Origin of the sequence: Ruegeria arenilitoris (genome assembly GCF_013035425.1) — a bacterium.
In the GTDB taxonomy this organism is placed as follows: Bacteria; Pseudomonadota; Alphaproteobacteria; order Rhodobacterales; family Rhodobacteraceae; genus Ruegeria; species Ruegeria arenilitoris_A.
Window position 1 is genome coordinate 369,288 of sequence record NZ_WQHX01000003.1, and the last position, 16,211, is coordinate 385,498.

16 protein-coding genes are annotated in these 16,211 nt (G+C 52.1%); 7 read left to right on the forward strand and 9 right to left on the reverse strand.

Annotated elements, in window-relative coordinates; translation table 11 throughout:
- Positions 1-146: 146 nt before the first annotated feature.
- Positions 147-1,040: an AraC family transcriptional regulator gene (locus GOV45_RS10860; RefSeq protein WP_170477258.1), complete on the reverse strand. Its 894-nt coding sequence runs from the start codon at positions 1,038-1,040 to the stop codon at positions 147-149.
- 167 nt (positions 1,041-1,207) lie between these two features.
- Between GOV45_RS10860 and GOV45_RS10865 the strand changes: the two genes are divergently transcribed.
- Positions 1,208-2,155 carry an SDR family oxidoreductase gene (locus GOV45_RS10865; protein WP_170477261.1) on the forward strand — a complete coding sequence of 316 codons (948 nt, stop codon included), beginning with the start codon at positions 1,208-1,210 and terminating at the stop codon, positions 2,153-2,155.
- A 268-nt stretch (positions 2,156-2,423) separates the two neighbouring features.
- Here the strand turns inward: GOV45_RS10865 and GOV45_RS10870 are convergent, their stop codons facing one another.
- Positions 2,424-2,795 (reverse strand): carboxymuconolactone decarboxylase family protein, encoded by a 372-nt coding sequence (locus GOV45_RS10870; RefSeq protein WP_170477263.1) that lies wholly within the window; start codon positions 2,793-2,795, stop codon positions 2,424-2,426.
- A gap of 386 nt (positions 2,796-3,181) precedes the next feature.
- Here GOV45_RS10870 and GOV45_RS10875 point away from each other — a divergent pair, with 386 nt between their 5' ends.
- The 5 genes from GOV45_RS10875 (at position 3,182) to GOV45_RS10895 (ending at position 7,293) form a co-directional block, all read left to right on the forward strand.
- Positions 3,182-4,183 (forward strand): ABC transporter substrate-binding protein, encoded by a 1,002-nt coding sequence (locus tag GOV45_RS10875; RefSeq protein WP_170478091.1) that lies wholly within the window; start codon positions 3,182-3,184, stop codon positions 4,181-4,183.
- A 45-nt stretch (positions 4,184-4,228) separates the two neighbouring features.
- On the forward strand, positions 4,229-5,029 hold the full coding sequence (locus GOV45_RS10880; RefSeq protein WP_170477265.1) for an ABC transporter ATP-binding protein: 801 nt from the start codon (positions 4,229-4,231) through the stop codon (positions 5,027-5,029).
- The gene (locus GOV45_RS10885; protein WP_170477268.1) at positions 5,026-5,787 is read left to right on the forward strand and encodes an ABC transporter permease; all 762 of its coding nucleotides are present in this window, start codon (positions 5,026-5,028) and stop codon (positions 5,785-5,787) included. Before GOV45_RS10880 ends, GOV45_RS10885 begins: the two co-directional genes overlap by 4 nt.
- Positions 5,788-5,986: 199 nt before the next feature.
- On the forward strand, positions 5,987-6,658 hold the full coding sequence (locus GOV45_RS10890; protein WP_170477272.1) for a hypothetical protein: 672 nt from the start codon (positions 5,987-5,989) through the stop codon (positions 6,656-6,658).
- A gap of 170 nt (positions 6,659-6,828) precedes the next feature.
- On the forward strand, positions 6,829-7,293 hold the full coding sequence (locus tag GOV45_RS10895) for a hypothetical protein (protein ID WP_170477274.1): 465 nt from the start codon (positions 6,829-6,831) through the stop codon (positions 7,291-7,293).
- A 631-nt stretch (positions 7,294-7,924) separates the two neighbouring features.
- Here the strand turns inward: GOV45_RS10895 and GOV45_RS10900 are convergent.
- From GOV45_RS10900 to GOV45_RS10915, 4 genes are all read right to left on the reverse strand, one after another.
- Entirely contained in the window at positions 7,925-8,410 is a 486-nt protein-coding gene (locus GOV45_RS10900; protein ID WP_170477277.1) for a RidA family protein, read from the reverse strand.
- Positions 8,411-8,683: 273 nt separating this feature from the next.
- On the reverse strand, positions 8,684-9,751 hold the full coding sequence (mgrA, locus tag GOV45_RS10905; RefSeq protein WP_170477280.1) for an L-glyceraldehyde 3-phosphate reductase: 1,068 nt from the start codon (positions 9,749-9,751) through the stop codon (positions 8,684-8,686).
- Positions 9,752-9,908: 157 nt separating this feature from the next.
- Entirely contained in the window at positions 9,909-11,228 is a 1,320-nt protein-coding gene (locus GOV45_RS10910) for a response regulator (protein WP_170477284.1), read from the reverse strand.
- Complete coding sequence (locus GOV45_RS10915) at positions 11,225-11,863, reverse strand: hypothetical protein (protein WP_170477287.1); 639 nt, start codon at positions 11,861-11,863, stop codon at positions 11,225-11,227. Before GOV45_RS10915 ends, GOV45_RS10910 begins: the two co-directional genes overlap by 4 nt.
- 264 nt (positions 11,864-12,127) lie before the next feature.
- Here GOV45_RS10915 and GOV45_RS10920 point away from each other — a divergent pair, with 264 nt between their 5' ends.
- Entirely contained in the window at positions 12,128-13,564 is a 1,437-nt protein-coding gene (locus GOV45_RS10920) for an arylsulfatase (protein ID WP_170477290.1), read from the forward strand.
- Between the two features lie 136 nt (positions 13,565-13,700).
- Here GOV45_RS10920 and GOV45_RS10925 read toward each other — a convergent pair whose 3' ends face one another.
- Genes GOV45_RS10925 through GOV45_RS10935 form a run of 3 tightly spaced genes read right to left on the reverse strand, consistent with a single transcriptional unit; the run spans position 13,701 to position 16,209 of the window.
- A complete protein-coding gene (locus tag GOV45_RS10925) occupies positions 13,701-14,396 on the reverse strand; it encodes an RraA family protein (protein WP_170477293.1) in 696 nt (231 codons plus the stop codon).
- The gene (locus tag GOV45_RS10930; protein WP_170477295.1) at positions 14,393-15,088 is read right to left on the reverse strand and encodes an alpha/beta fold hydrolase; all 696 of its coding nucleotides are present in this window, start codon (positions 15,086-15,088) and stop codon (positions 14,393-14,395) included. Before GOV45_RS10930 ends, GOV45_RS10925 begins: the two co-directional genes overlap by 4 nt.
- Positions 15,088-16,209 (reverse strand): cobalamin-independent methionine synthase II family protein, encoded by a 1,122-nt coding sequence (locus GOV45_RS10935; RefSeq protein WP_170477298.1) that lies wholly within the window; start codon positions 16,207-16,209, stop codon positions 15,088-15,090. Before GOV45_RS10935 ends, GOV45_RS10930 begins: the two co-directional genes overlap by 1 nt.
- Positions 16,210-16,211: the final 2 nt, after the last annotated feature.

The following is a 16,211-nucleotide window of genomic DNA, read 5'->3' on the forward strand; positions in this document are numbered from 1 at the left end:
AAGGAGCGGTTTGGCCGGGTGTTGACATCGCTAGAACATGCCGTGCAAGGGTAGCCTTTGAATGAATGCGCCGGGGACAAGACCGCTGGACATTTTGTATCGCATGAAATCCGCATTTTGTTAAATCGGACCAGTCGATGCAGGCGTTACGCAACCCCCAAGGGGAGTTGTTGGGCGTTGCTCCACTGTTTGGGAGACTGCCCGTACGCACGTTTAAACTCTCGGCTGAACTGAGAGGGACTTACGTAGCCGACACTCATTGCAGCTTCGTTCACGGTCATGCCTCCGGCAATCTTCATCGCTGCATTGTTGAGGCGCATGGACTTAACAAATTGGATAGGGGACATTGTCGTGACTTGTTTGAATTTCCGATGGAACACGGCCCGGCTCATTCCCGCGCGAGCCGCCAAATCGTCTATCGAGATCGCTGAGTCGATGTTCGATGCCACATGCGTAATGGATCGTGCTATGGCATTGCCAGCACCGAAAGCCTGCCTTGCGAAAACTCCGGCGTCGCCTAGCAGAATAGCATAATATAGTTCTCGCAGCCGCGCGTCCCCTAAAACCGCGGCGTCCACTTCGTTCTGTCCCAGTTGAAGTAGCCGGAACAGCGCATCTGAAAACATGTCGTCCCAGTTCGCAAACCTGACTGCCCGTGTTGGCAGGTTTCCCTTCGCGATCGGAATGCTGCCTCCGGCATTGTCCATCTCCATCGTCAGTTCGGTCATAATGCGTTGATCCAGGGGTATGTAAGAGCCGTAAAGTGGGTTGTCCGGCGATGCGGCTGGCGTCCCCGCTTGCACTGGAATAGACATCGGGCAGCACAGATACTGACTATCGTCGTAGACATGTCGTTCGCCATCCAGAACAGCTTCCTTGGCTCCATTCACTATGGCAATCACGCAAGGCTCATAGATCGCTGGGGCGCAAGGGACCGGGGTGCTGGCCCGGAACAGCTTTACACCTTTCACTCCTGTTTCTGTTAGACCGTCCTCAGGTATCAGTCTTTCAATGAGGCGTTTGATCTTTTGTTTGCTCATTTGAACAATCTAGTGCTGCGAGTTTGGTCCCAGCAACCACCCTGAGACAATCAGGCAAGTATTCGCGACGATCTGCCCTGTTTTTGGTGGCCCCTGAGATTTAATTTCTTTCTCTAAGCGTAAAACACGCAATTGCGGCCATCAGCTTCTGCTGAAAGGATAAGATATTGAAAGACACCCATTTCGGACCTGACGGCTGGACCAAGGAGCGATTGGGATCGCTTGCAGGCGAGACCTTTATCATCACCGGCTCCAATGCTGGTACGGGTTTCCAGGCTTCGCGAATTCTGCTGTCCAAAGGCGCGAAGGTCGTAATGCTGAATCGCAACGAAGAGAAATCGACCGCCGCTATTAAGGAGCTTAAACAGGAGTTCGGCGAAGAGGCCGATGTGCGCTTTATCCGAATGGACCTTGCAGACTTGGCAAGCGTACGCGAAGCGGCAAAAGAAGTGCTGAAGACCGTTCCCCGAGTCGATGCGTTAATCTGCAATGCGGCCATTGCTCAGGTGCCGAAACAGCAGTTCACCAAAGACGGGTTCGAAAGCCAGCTTGGAACCAACCACTACGGCCATTTTGTACTGTGCGGCATGCTGTTCGAGCGTATAGAAGAATCTCGGGGCAGGATCGTGGTCGTCGCAAGCCTTGGATATAAGATGGGTCTGCAGACAATAAAGTTTGACGACTTGAACTGGAACCAGAACTACAGCGCTAATTCCGCCTACAGCCAAAGCAAGTTAGCGCAAATGATGTTCGCCTATGAACTGCAAGATCGTCTTAAGGCCGCGAACAAGTCTGTGGAGGTCTATGTTTGTCAACCAGGATCTTCCGTGACATCATTGATCAGCACCAGCGGTGGGTTTTTAACGCGGGTTATTTGGTGGCTGATGACCAAGTCGCCAATGGTTCAAACCGCCGAAAAAGGTGCCTATCCGGAAGTTATGTGCGCGACCGAAGACGGTTTGGAAGAGCGCGCTCTTTACGGTCCCACGGGCCGCATGGAATTTGTCGGCCCTGTGGGTAAGGGCACTCTGGAACCTTACGCCTATGACAAGGTTGTCATGACGAAGCTGTGGGACGTGTCTGAAAAGGCAACGGGGTTTGATTGGCCTTTCTAGCGGAATTGCGGACAAGGTGCTATCCTCCCAGTTTTGCCAAAGCGGACTTTGAAGAAAGATTCAGAAATTTCGAGTTTCGGTTCGATTCCTTCACAGCGACTTTCAGGAGAATATCATCTAACGCACTGCAAACGCGCATGATTTTGATTTAACCTAAGGGTCGCGCATCCAACAAACCGACTACCCATTGCGCTTATTGGGTGAACCGACCGGACGCATTTGAAGTCCCAAAACCTGGCACTTTGGCGTTGACTAACGAACGATCTGTCTATTTCCTCAGGCCTCCAAACTGTTCCCAAGCGTCCAGCGCTTGCGCCGCATACATAAGGGATGGACCGCCTCCCATATAGATTGCGACGCCCAGAAGTTCTTCAAATTCTTGGCGAGAGGCACCAAGACGGATGAGGCTTTTAGTGTGAAAACCGATGCACCCGTCGCAACGCAAAGCAATTGCGATCCCCATTGCAACCAGTTCCTTGGTTTTTTCATCCAGGGAGCCATCAGATGTTGCACCCTGCGCCATCGCAGAAAAGCCCTTCATTGTGTTGGGAATGTTCTTTCGCAATTGACCGACTTGCGTTGAAATCGCATTCGTCAGTTCTGGGTATGATGTCGTGGCCAACTTAAAATCCTTTCTCATTTCACGGACTGGATTTATCACCGCCGAAATCTGACAGGATTGAGTTGGATCAAAAACAGGCCCTTAATCGTTGCCAAAGTAGTTGAAGTCCTGATCGTTGGTATTCACCATGCGCGGCGTTTCACTTAATTGGACCATAAAGAGCCACGAATACATTGTTGGTAATGTCGACTGACACTTTACTCTGCGCTCTGATGCCTATGTCAGAAGATGAAGCTTACTCTCTGCCGCTCAAACGGCAGGCAATCCAATGTCTTCTTGCCCATTTCTGGAACAATGCTCGATGCCTAAGCCATGGTAAGCGCGTGCGTACTAGTGTATTTGAGCCTTCGATGCGAGAAGGTGTTCGTTTAATCCAAACACCACCAACAGGAGGATGCTGCCCTATGTTTCACCGCGCTATTGTCATCGCGAGCGGTTTTTTTGCTGCAACCGTCGTAAATGCCCAGACAGAAGTACCTTTCGCCTTGGACTGGAAATTCGAGGGACCCTCGGCCGCTTATTTCGCAGCTATAGACAACGGTCACTTCGCTGAAGAAAACCTTTCGGTTAACATTGAGGCGGGCTCGGGTTCTGTTCAGACAATCCCAAAAATCGCCACTGGTGCCTTCCCGATGGGTTTTGGTGACATAAACTCGGTCATCAAGTTTTTGGATCAAAACCCCGGTGCGCCTGTAACCGCTGTAATGATGATCTATGACAAGCCGCCATTCGCAATCGTTGGACGAAAAAGTCTGGGCGTCTCGGAACCGAAGGACCTTGAAGGTAGGGTTCTTGGAGCTCCTCCACCAGATGGCGCGTGGGCGCAATTTCCCGTGTTTGCCCAGGAAACAGGCATTGATCCCTCTTCCGTGACGGTGGAACCCGTCGGCTTTCCAACCCGAGAGCCAATGCTTGCCGAAGGAAATGTCGACGCAATTACAGGCTTCTCTTTCTCGTCGGTCGTGAACCTGAAACGTCTGGGTGTTGCCGATGACGATATCTCGAATATCCTGATGGCTGACCATGGGCTTGAGCTTTATGGCAACGCTATCTTGGTGAACACCGACTGGGCTGCCGAGAACAGCGAACAGGTTCGTGGCTTCCTGCGCGCGGTAGCAGCCGGCTGGCAAGACGTTATCGACGACCCGGCCGCAGGCATTGATTCACTGGTGCAGCGGAACCCTGCGGCCGATAAGGGGTTAGAGCAAGAGCGTCTTCAGATGGCGATCGAACAGAACGTTGCGACCGATTACGTTAAAGCAAACGGGATGGGCGGAATCGACGCCGCCCGTATGAAGAAGGCAATCGAACAGCTGGGCGAGACTTATGAGTTTCAGAACACACCTGATGCATCGCTATACTTCACTGACGCCTATCTCCCTGAAGGTGGATTTGCTTTGAAGTAAGTTTTACGGGCGCGGTCCGCTCAGCGGACCGCGCAATCAATTCTCATGACAAAACCACTTATCCACATTACAGACGTTCATCACGCCTATGCGACGGACGCGGGCCCGCTTCCGGTCCTAGATGGCCTGAACGTGTCTGTACCCGAGGGCGGCTTCGTCGCCGTAGTCGGGCCCTCCGGCTGTGGGAAGTCTACCCTCACCCGCCTGATTGCCGGCCTCATGAAACCGGACAGAGGCGAAGTTTGGCTCCACGGAGAGCGCGTGCAGTCCCCCCGTTCCACCGTGGGTATGGCATTTCAAAACCCAGTGCTTCTGGAATGGCGGACGATCCTGAAAAACGTTATGTTACCCCTTGAAATCGTCCCCACAAAAATGTCGAAAACCGAGCAGGAACAAAGGGCATTGCACCTTCTCGACCTTGTTGGGTTGAAGGGCTTCGAAGACAAACGTCCGTCGGAGCTTTCGGGAGGCATGCGCCAGCGGGCCTCGCTCTGCCGCTCTCTAATCCACAAGCCCGAAGTTCTGATTTTGGATGAGCCCTTTGGCGCTTTGGATGCTTTTACACGCGAAGATCTCTGGCAGACGATGCATTCACTCAAAGCGGAAGAACCCTTTACTGGCGTCCTGATTACACATGACCTGCGCGAGTCGATCTTTCTTGCTGATCAAGTCGTGGTGCTTTCAGGCCGTCCTGCAAAGACACAATACGTAATGAACATCCCACGCAATGGCCCACCTGAGCTTGATGATTTGTACACGCCTGAAGCTGCTGACAGGCTCAATATCCTACGGCATCAGATCGAGATCGCACAGGGTCGTGCACCCTCTGAAGAGGTCGGGGCATGACACTCCGCAAAATCGCCGTCCCGGTAATTGCAATGGTCGTCTTTCTGGCGCTTTGGGAGCTTTTGGTCTGGGTCAATGGGTGGCCAAACTACATCATGGCGGCTCCCTCGGATCTGCCAGCTGCTTATTCGCGGTATTGGGAACTTTTCCTTGTCATGGGTTGGCAGACGCTTTGGCGTACAGTTGTCGGGCTTTTGATCGCTGTTGCTTTCGGTATTTTTGTTGGCATGGTTATGGGCTTTTCACGAACTATGCGCGACGCGCTCTATCCACTCCTGGTCGGCTTTAATGCCATTCCGAAGGCGACGGTAGTGCCAATTGTGGCGCTTCTTTTCGTGGGCGCACATGACTTCAACACAATTCTGATCGCCTTCATGATCTCGTTCTTCCCGATCGCCGTCTCGGTTTCGATAGGCTTGTCCACGCTGGAGCCCGAGTATCGCGATATCTTGCGCTCTCTTGGGGCTAGTCAGGCAACGGTCTTTTGGAAGATTGCGCTTCCAAAGACTTTGCCAGAGTTCTTTGGAGCGCTCAAAGTGGCGGTAACGCTGGCGTTCATCGGCACGAATCTTATGGAGATAGTGTCGCCGCACGGACGTGGTCTTGGAGCCCTCTTCGACAGCGGTAAAACGAATTCAGATTATCCTTTGATGTTTGCCGTTCTCATAGCTCTCGCTTTTATGGGCATCGTTCTTTATTACGTAGTTGTAGCGCTTGAGAAAATCTTTGCAGGTTGGGCCGAGCGGCAGCCAACGTGAGTGAAAACGAAGGCAACTAGATCATTAGTGCATATTCGTGTGTGTAAATTACTGCGTTCGGTGTTCCGTTAGGCGAAGTCTAACCATCTCTTTATGCATTTCGCATAATTTGGCTTTGAAGGCGATTGTAACATTTAGGTGAAAATTTTATGACACTGTGGTAAGTTAGGTCAACGCAGCCATCGAGGTTGTCTTGATTATGACCACACTGTATCGCTCGTTAATCGCTGATGGCGTGCTTATTGGTACTCACGTGTTTTTCGCCGCTGCTGTGCTTGCAGGATATCGGACCGGTATCCCATCGATGGCCGACCTCACCGATGAAGCAAGCTTTGCCGGTCTTTGGATGATCTTAAAGCTGGGTCTGGCAAGCTTTGTACTTTGGCGGACGAAGGGGCCAGCCAGATGGGTCGCGCTGGCCATCAGCCTTCTGTTTCTGGATGATGCTCTGGAGATTCATGAGGCTATTGGCGACATTGTTGCAGGGCTGAACGTGTTTCCTCAATTCGCTGGCGTCGAGGCCGATGACGTCGGTGAATTATTTGCAGCAGTATGTATCGCTATTCCTGTCTTCGGCTCCCTTTGGTTTGCGTTCCGTCGTGCGTCAGGGGAACTTCGCAAAGCGATCTTTCAATTTACCTGTTTCGTAATAGCGCTTGGCGCGGTCGGAGTGGGGCTCGATTTCTTGCATGCGGTATTTGAAAACGCCAGTAACACTGCGCATCCATTCATCGAGCCTGCTCTGGCGACGTTGGAGGATGGGCTAGAGCTAATTATTGCTACTTTTCTTCTTTTTGAGGCGACCAAGATCAGATCAGAGTCATTGACTGATCTGAATATGCTGGGTGACGAACAACGGCTGACCCAATAATGATTATTTCGCTCTAACAAGCGATCGCTATGCAGACTAATTGGGACTTCCGATCGCGCCCGGACTTTAGGTGAGTGGTCGTTTTTAGGGATTAAGCCTTGCCTGTGCTAAACTGTCCTATCCGCCTCACTTCATTGGCTTAAGGCGGACCGTTTAGGGAGGTATTTGTTATGCGTTTTCTCGTCATTGCGGCAATTGTGTCGATCAGTCCAGCTTATGCCGAAACGTTCAGCAGCGGCGCGGTCGGAATAGGCACCAGCTCAAACGAACCGATGCCTATCGCCGATGGACACATGGTAATGCGCACCAGTGGAAGTTACGAAATGTTCGAGGTTGAGCCCGGACATCCACTTGAGGGAGCCAGCGGCCCTTGCTTCGGTGCAGTCGAAATTATGGGGACTGAAGTTTCCGGTGGGGGCAACTGCGTCTTCGACACCGCTTCCGGTGAAAAAGCGGTCATGGCCTGGGAAGCAACAGGCTTGGGGGCCGACGGGGCTTTGACGGGTAATTGGTCGGTTTCCGGTGGTTCGGGAAAGTGGACCAGCGCCAGTGGCGGCGGTACATTCTCTTCCCTGACGGATCCGGACACCGGAAAGTTTGCGAATACGATCACAGGTGACATTACTATCGACTAATGTACCGACGGTTCCGCCAAGTTCGCCCGAACGATCGCGACCTTGGCGGTTCAGTTGCTTGCCGGCAAAGGTTAGCTTGGCAATTTTGTATTCTCCGGAAGCGTTCTCCGGATTTTGCAATACGGATAGTGCGGTTCATTTGATAAGTCCGTGACGAAGACCCCTTTGGCTGAACAAACCCTGATTACGTTCAAACTTCGCGGATTGTCAGCTTAGGTGCGGATAACTTTCGCCCAAGCTGGAATTAGCCATCTGCTTGCAGCGAGGCGGTCGAAAAGCTTCGTCACACCCAAGAAGAGTATCCTCAAAACTGCCGCTGGTTTCCACATGGCGAACAGTATGTTTCTAAGTGTACTGTGGACACATTTTTGCCACAATGTCATTCTGACGATGTGGGCGGCACGCTTCAGATTTGAGAAGGTACTAGCTTTTAAACTGGCTTAAGTGGGGGTTGTCGGTTCAGCGTGCCGCCCCACGAGTTCCTAAAAGAAGACTTGTGAGTGTTACGAAACAATCGCTTGCAAGTTCGTTGTTGGCAACGGAAGTCTATTTTTCAACCCCAATCCGGACAACTTCGCTAGCCTCATCATGAGCGGTTGGAGATACGGGCTGTCATTTTGACCGGCGAAAGTCAGGGAGAGATCAATAACTCGCCCTCAATCTCCATCGCAAAACCAAGAGGCAGCGAAGGAACCCCGATGGCGGATCGCGCATGCCGACCTACGGTTGAACCGAATACATCGACGACCAAGTCGCTAAATCCGTTCACGACGAGATGTTGCTCGGTATAGCCGGGTGCAGAGGCCACCATCCCGAACACGCGGGACCAACCGACAATTCGGGAAAGATCACGGATCTCGGCCTTTATGTTCGACAGAACCGTGAGCGCGACCTCCCGAGCCTCCAAGTACCCTTGTTCTGTCGACAGATCGCTACCCAGCAATCCGAACGGTCCGGCGATACTTCCGTCCTTCGCATTTTTGGGGTGCCCAGAAAAAAGAACTCTCTCGGCCCTTATGTTCACGAACGAGAAGGGGAGATGCAGCCCGTCAGGTACCTTGGTGGGCGCGGGTAATTCGAGACCGATTTCCCTTAATCTGTCTTCCGGTGTAGTCATTGTTCCACATCCCTTCAAATTCGAGTCAAAAGTAGCCTAAACGCTAATTTCGTTTCGATCTTTTCCTGAATCGGATCAGCTATTCGGCCAATAGGTTCGTTGTGGCTATGCAGGCCAATTAAACCTTGAATCATTTCTTCAGAAAAGAATTGTAACCGCTCAGCCAGAGTTTAGTACGGTAAAGCGAGTTTGGGTTAGCTTGGAAACCGCAGCAAAATCTCAAGCGGTGCTGTGTCTCAAATACGGGATTTCACGGTGTCTACTTGTTAATATCTATTCAGTTTCAGAGGATCGGGCCCATAGATTAATTTCCTCTTCCGAACTGACTTCGTCAATCATGGAGAGTTCTTCTTCGGTGAAGTCCAAATTGTGGACTGCGCCAACGCAATCCGCGATTTGCTCGGGCCGTGATGCTCCAATCAGTGCACTTGTCACCTGACCACCTCGAAGAACCCAAGCAATCGCCATCTGAGCCAAAGATTGTCCGCGTGCTTGTGCTATTTCGTTTAGCGCCTTAACGCTCGCCAAAGATCGATCGTTGATCATTCCGTCCAAAAGGGATTTGCCCTGTGTGGCCCGGCTGCCAGCCGGAATGCTTTTTAAATACTTCGACGTCAATATTCCCTGCGCCAAAGGCGTAAATGCAATCGATCCCACGCCCCTTTCCTTCAATGTGTCTAAAAGCCCGTCATGCTCGACCCACCGATTGAGAAGGTTGTAAGATGGTTGATGGATCAGGCACGGCGTTCCGAGTTCTTCCAGAATTGCAAGTGCTTCGCGTGTTCGAACGGAATTGTAACTTGAGATACCGACATAAAGCGCCCGCCCTGACCGCACGATGTAATCCAGGGCTCCCATGGTTTCCTCTAAAGGGGTTTCCGGGTCAAATCGGTGGGAATAAAAAATGTCTGCATAATCGAGGCCCATACGCTTGAGCGATTGGTCACACGACGCCACAAGATACTTTCGCGAGCCCCACTCGCCGTAAGGGCCCGGCCACATTTCATATCCCGCCTTTGTGGACACAATAAGTTCGTCTCGATAGCCTGCGAAGTCGGTCTTCAGGATTTCACCAAAAGCTTCTTCGGCGGATCCCGGCGGTGGGCCATAGTTGTTGGCCAAATCAAAATGTGTGATCCCAAGATCAAATGCAGTCCGGCACAAATCGCGCTTTAACTCATGCGGCGTGTCTCCACCGAAGTTGTGCCAAAGCCCGAGGCTGACCGCGGGTAATCTGAGGCCAGATTGTCCACAACGGCGATAGACCATTTGGTCATAGCGTTCGGAGCTTGGAAGGTAGGGGCGAGGTTGAGGTTTCGGAGGGCGCTGTACTTTCGACATTCACCTATAATCCGGGATTGCCGCAGCGTGTCAAATAGTCAGTCCGATCGTCGCTCGATCCGACGGTCTGCCTCACAAGCTATGCTTCAACCGCAATGTTGGAATTAGAGGTTCCGAGTTATTATTTCGAACCCAAGCATATGATCATCTACGCGAACTAGCACTGGACCTGAGGGATATGTTCCACCCGCGAAGAACCAACCGGGATCATTCGAACAACTTTTTCGCAGGGGTCATAGAGAACATACAGATCTGCGTTGCCACCAAGGTAAAGAGCTTGCATGGGTTCGAATTTTTCATTCAGGTCTATGAGTGTTACCGGCCGGGCAGAAAGGTCAAGAACCTTGGGTGCAAGAAACCCATGCAATCCGTCCTCGCGAAGGTCGGGCCCCAAAAGGAAAACTTCGGCGCTCAATACAAGCAACAGGACCAAGAATAACATACCATCGATTACCAACGCTTTCCCTATTTGTTGTTTGGATGGGCGCAACAGATCTGGCAGATAGTCCTCCAACGAGAACAAATTTGCGAGCATCACCAGCGCAACCACCGCGCCAATTATAATTGTCAGAATTCTGCCACCTGAGAAATCCAATGGAATCGTGACCGACAGAACGATCGCAGCCACCGCTAGCCATTGAACTTTTTCATTTGCCGCGATCTCTCCAATCGTGGTTTTTCCAATTTTCACTGGTTTAAAGTCTTTGGTTATCTTTCGAAGTCGCGGGCGACGGTTTGCCCATGACTTCAATGCTTCTCGCCAATTATCAACAAAGTGAAGTGGGCCGAGAATTCCCAGAAGCACCAGAAAAGTTAGTACGAATTCGGTGACTCGCGTACTTGCATCAACGCCTATATCAACCACGCGAACGCCAATTTGACCCCAATACTCGCGCCACAAAAAACCTGTGACTGCCGCGATTAGACCTGCTGCGGGAATGAACCCGAGCAAGGCCTGAAACATGAAGCTCAGTCGTTCCTTTGCAGAAGCGGCAAGCTCGGGAGCTGCGTCCTTGAGAACGTCGATAGTTGTGTCAGTTGGCAGGTAATAGTTTCCTTCAAGCACTTCGTTTATTGCACTTTGCATTTCATCGCCTCCAGCGGCACGGCAAATATATCCAAGTGCGCCGGCTTGAATGGCGAGGATAATGCGATCATGAGGTGGGTCGCTTGGGCTAAGCGCCAGGATCTTGAGATCTGGCAATGTCGCAGAAGCATATGAAATTACGTCAATACTACGCAGTCCTTGAAGCATTACGTCGGCCAGAAGCAAATCGGGTTGCGTGCGATCCAATATCTGTTTTGCCGTTCTTAGATTGTAGGCAACACCAACTATCTCAGCTCCTACAAGCTGTGTTGCAAGCTCTTGAATTGCTGAACGCGCTTCGTCCGGTGCAACGATAAGGATGCGAATTGGGTCCATGGTTAAAGGCTCTGATTCATTACTGTGAAAATGGTTATTGATGGCCAGGTTCATTGTGACTGCTCCAATGAAAGCCCACGTGCCGATCCTTTATCGGATAAGGCGAATGACTGGGGTTTGCAGTATCGGACAGGTGATTCAGTGTGCTCTTGCACCAGCAATCGCCCAAACAGCATTGACACACATCCTAAGACCAGTCCCAAGGCGAGGGCATTCGCGACGACGACACCGCCAAACAGTGATGCCACAGTTGTACCTGCATTTTGAATAGCGGTCCCGGATATGACTGATATCCAGTCTTGCAAGTATATTGCGAACAGGACCGACAGCCCGATCGGTGTCGTTATAAGCGCGGTTCCAATACAGATAAGTCCCCGTCCAAACCACGCGCGAGGCGTCGACCCTTTAAGCACGATCGCTGCTGTGACCCAGAATACGCCAAGTCCGGTGAAAAGAGCGAGGAACGATTCCGCGTAGGAAGTCAGGTCACTCGAAACAAAGCCAGCAAATGCTGAGATGAACGGGGACAGAACAAACGTGACCAACCCTGCGGTAAGGAAACCAAATAACACCTTCAGCGCTTGGCGCGGGACCACATTGCCGTTGCGGCTTTGCCGGACGAGGGTTGCGGTTGCGTCTGGTACAATCTGATTGAACCGCGATAGTAGGAATTTTTGACGAGATAGCATCGTAACCTCGAGTGTTGTTTAGAGAGGGCGGCCCTATTTGCCGGTTTTGTGAGTCTGAAATTGGCGACCCGCCACTTCATTTCTTTTGGCGCCTAGTCAAATTCTTGTGGAAGTTGGACAAGTTGAGCTGGTGATGATGCGTCAAACTTTACCCGGGAAACGACGGTGAATGACCGTATCGGACCTAAACCGGAAGTTCATTCTTGACGGTCAGTCACCTTATTCGTCAGTCTCAGGGTTGTTGTGTGTTTTGGGGGCGTCGTCATGAAGTGGTTTTTGCGAATATTTTCACTGTTTCTGTCTCTTCATCTGGGCACTGCTGTTTTGGCTCAGGACAGGCCCAATATCGTCTTTATTTTTTTGGATAATTTTGGCTGGGGTGAACCGGGGTTCAACGGCGGCGGCATAATCCGTGGCACAGCCACTCCTGAAATGGATGCGCTGGCGGCTGAAGGACTGAGGCTTACGAACTTCAACGTGGAAAGCCAGTGTACTCCCTCCCGCGCGGCAACTATGACGGTGCGTTACGGCATCCGCAGCGGTAATCATACAGTCCCACTGGGAGGCGGCGTCTACGGCTTGACTCAATGGGAGATAACGATGGCTGAGATGCTCAAGGATGCGGGGTATAGTACCGCCATGTTTGGCAAGTGGCACCTCGGCTGGACCGAAGGACGCTTTCCGACGAACCAGGGCTTCGACGAGTTTTACGGTGTTGAGACCACTGATGTCACAGTCTGGCGATCGCTACCGGGCTTTGCCGAAGCAAACATGGAAGAGCCTGTTGTGATGCAGGGCGTTGCGGGCGAACCAGCGACAGTAGCACGCGACTATGATCTGGACTATCGCGGCGAAATTGACGGCGACCTGACAAAGAAAGCCATCGATTTCATCGAAGCCAAGAGCGAGGCAGACGCGCCGTTTTTCATTTATCTTGCTTATACGCAGACCCACTATCCAAACATCGTTTCCGAAGAGTTCGAAGGAGCAACTGGAAACGGGGTTTGGGCAGATATTCTTCGCCAGACAGACTCCTATATCGGACGTATAGTTGATGCGCTTGAGGCGGCGGACATCGCCGACGACACGGTGGTTATTTTTACTGCTGACAACGGCCCCGAAGCGCTTCCGGTTGGAAATGCCAACGTCTCGCCTGTCCCAGCAGTACACGGTACCGCAGGACCGTGGCGCGGTACTCTTTTTACAAGCCTCGAAGGAAGCATGCGCGTTCCCTTCGCTATCAAGTGGCCCGGGAAGATTCCTGCTGGTTCAGCTAGTAACGATGTCGTCCATTCGATGGATCTGTTTCCTACGCTTGCAGCATTTGCAGGCGGCAAGGTGCCGGAAGACCGGGCCTTTGATGGCATTGACCAATCTGAGTTCTTTCTTGGGGCCCAGCCGAATTCCAACCGAGAAGGCGTGATCGTCTACATGGGCGAGCAGATATTCGGTGTCAAATGGAAGGATTGGAAGGTCCTGTTCAAAGAAAACACAACAGCATTCGGCGCAACCGAGTCCTACGATACCCCCAGGGTGTATAACCTTCTGAATGATCCGCATGAGCGCGAAAGCGTGCTTTTTCCGCATACGTGGGCGGTGGAACAGGCACTACCACAACTGCAGGAACACCTTGCGACATTTCAGGAGTACCCTCCAATTCCACCAGGAACACCTGATCCCTATGAACCGCCCAAAAACTGAGCAAAGGCATAGTCCATAAAGTAAATTGTTCAGTTTGTTACAAAGGGTGTCAGCAATACGGGCAAATGCCGTTGATCCCAAATCCACACTGGCGGAGACCTTCGACTAATGCGGCGCGCTCTTTTAACAACCGAACTCAGACCCTGGCTTTCTCGAAAGCCGACCACGCGGTTTCGAATGCTTCAAAATTGAACTCAGCCCGGCGGGCGGCGTCCAAGACAATGCGTTCCGTCGTCAACAGCTTTTGGATTGCGGTTTCTAATTGATCGACGATATCAGTAGGTATCACCAATGCACCATGACGATCGGCATGAATAAGTTCGCCTGGACGTACCGTTAGGCCAAAAACTGATACCTGTGTGTCTATCTCACGAACATGGACGAAACCGTGGCTTGGCCCGACGGAACCGGCGACAACTGGGAACCCCTCGGGTAAATCGCCCAGATCGCGCATAACGCCGTTGGTCACTACACCTGACATACCGAATCCCTTGTGGACCGAGGTATTGATCTCACCCCAAAAGGCACCGATACAATCTGGATAATCCGCATCCTCGATAACTGCGACGCTGGGGCCGGGTGCCTCAGACATATATTTGTAGTAATCCATTCGGCGATTCTTGATGACGTCCGGAGCTTCTTTCGGGGGATAGACCGCTGCGATTTTTGCAGTGCGGGCGTATCCGACTATTGCGGGTTCTTCAGGCGCGGAACACAACATGGTACGGCGGGTGAAGCTATTGAACCCACGCTTGCCTTGCGCCACCTCAATGGCATTGCAGACAGTTGGCGTGTCGATCTTACGGAGCAAAGATAAAAGGGACGGTGTCATGTGTTCTCCAACCAGCGTACCAGCGCCGCTGTTGTTTCGTTTGGTTGTTCCAGTGTGGGCAGATGGCCCGCGCCATCAATAATTGTAAAAGTGCTGCGTGGCATAAGATCATGCATCAACTGATGCCGCTCGACAGGGCAAAGCCCGTCTTCTTGGCCACATAGGACCAAGGCTTTTCCAGAATAAGCGGAAAGGGTTTCGCTTTGGTCCGAACGATCCATCAGCGCCTGCGATTGACGCAGGAAGACGTCCGGACCAAGATCTGTAGCCATAACCATACACAGATCAAGGATCGACCCCTGGCGGGGACCGTCAGCCAAGTACTTCGGTTTCATCTCATCGCGCATCACATTCCACAAGCGACCCTTGCGCACTGCTGCCATCTGGGGTCCACGGCGCGCAGCCACCTCAGGTGATTCAGCCAGCGGATTTGTATCAAGAAGCGCAAGTCGCAACACTCGTTCCGGGGCTTGACGCACAATCTCCATGGCTACGATACCGCCCATCGATAAACCTGCCAGAGCGAACAAGGGCGGTGCATTGTTCAGGATATCTGCTGCCAACGCCTCGACACTATTTTGCTGGCTCAGCGGAAAGGTCATTATTGGCATTCTGCTGGACAACGCTTCGATCTGAGGACCGAAAAGGCGAGCATCGCACATCATGCCGGGTAAGCAGATCAGCGGTGTCATTACGAAGCCAGCTTTGCCCCCTCGACCAGCGTCGCCAGTTTGGCGTAGGCAATTTCAGGGTCGACGGCACCAAAACCTGCAAATGTTCCAAATCCGCAATCGCTGCCTGCGATTACCCGGTCTGAGCCCACGATGTCGGTAAAACGAGTGATCCTCTGGGCTACCAGTTCTGGATGCTCCACGAAATTTGTGGTGGTGTCGACCACCCCAGGCACTAGAATCTTGTCTTCAGGTATTTCGCCCCTCCGGTCGCGGAATACAGTCCATTCGTGCGCGTGGCGCGGGTTCGAGGTTTCGAAAAGGACATATCGGGATTTCGTCGACATCAGAGTGTTGAAAACCTTATCCATTGCGATGTCACAGCAATGCGGACCTTCGTAGTTGCCCCAGCAAATGTGCACACGAACGCGATCCTGAGGTACATTTTGAAGTGCGTGGTTCAAGGCCTCGACGTGCAAATTGGCAATCGTGACAAACTCGTCATCCGACAGATCTGTAAAGAGCATGTGGCGCGATAATGCCAGATCGGGGCAATCCAATTGAAGGTCCAGCCCAGCTGCTACTATGGTTTCATATTCTTCTTTCATGGCGTCGGCCAAAGCGGACAAATAGGAGTCCCGTGTCGGATAAAAGTCATTTTGCAGGAACAGGGAAATCACACCTGGCGAGGCTGCATTCATGAAACCTCGATCTGCCCCATGTTGTGCCATTGCGGCCTTGAGGTTGGCGATGTCCTTCTGCAACTCACCTTGCCCCTTTGAACGCACCTCACCGGTGCACATAGGTCGAGCATACTGAGGAGTGCCTCCATCGTTTGCCAACCGCTGAAGGAAGCCTGGAAACATCTTCAGATCTGCGGGCGCGTTGCGCGGGCTATCTCCCGAGAAACCGGTGTAACGATCTTTGACATACGTAGCGTATGAAATCTTTGAAGTTTCACCGTCGCTAACGATATCGATCCCGGCTTCAACCTGTTTGCGCACCGTCTCTGAAACTGCATCAGCCATGCAACCGTCAAAGGCATCAATATCGTAGGACTCCTCATTTTCCCGGGCGAAGATGAAATCCACCACCTCTTGAGTTCGGGGCAGGGACCCTACATGTGTGGTCTTTATGGTCATAA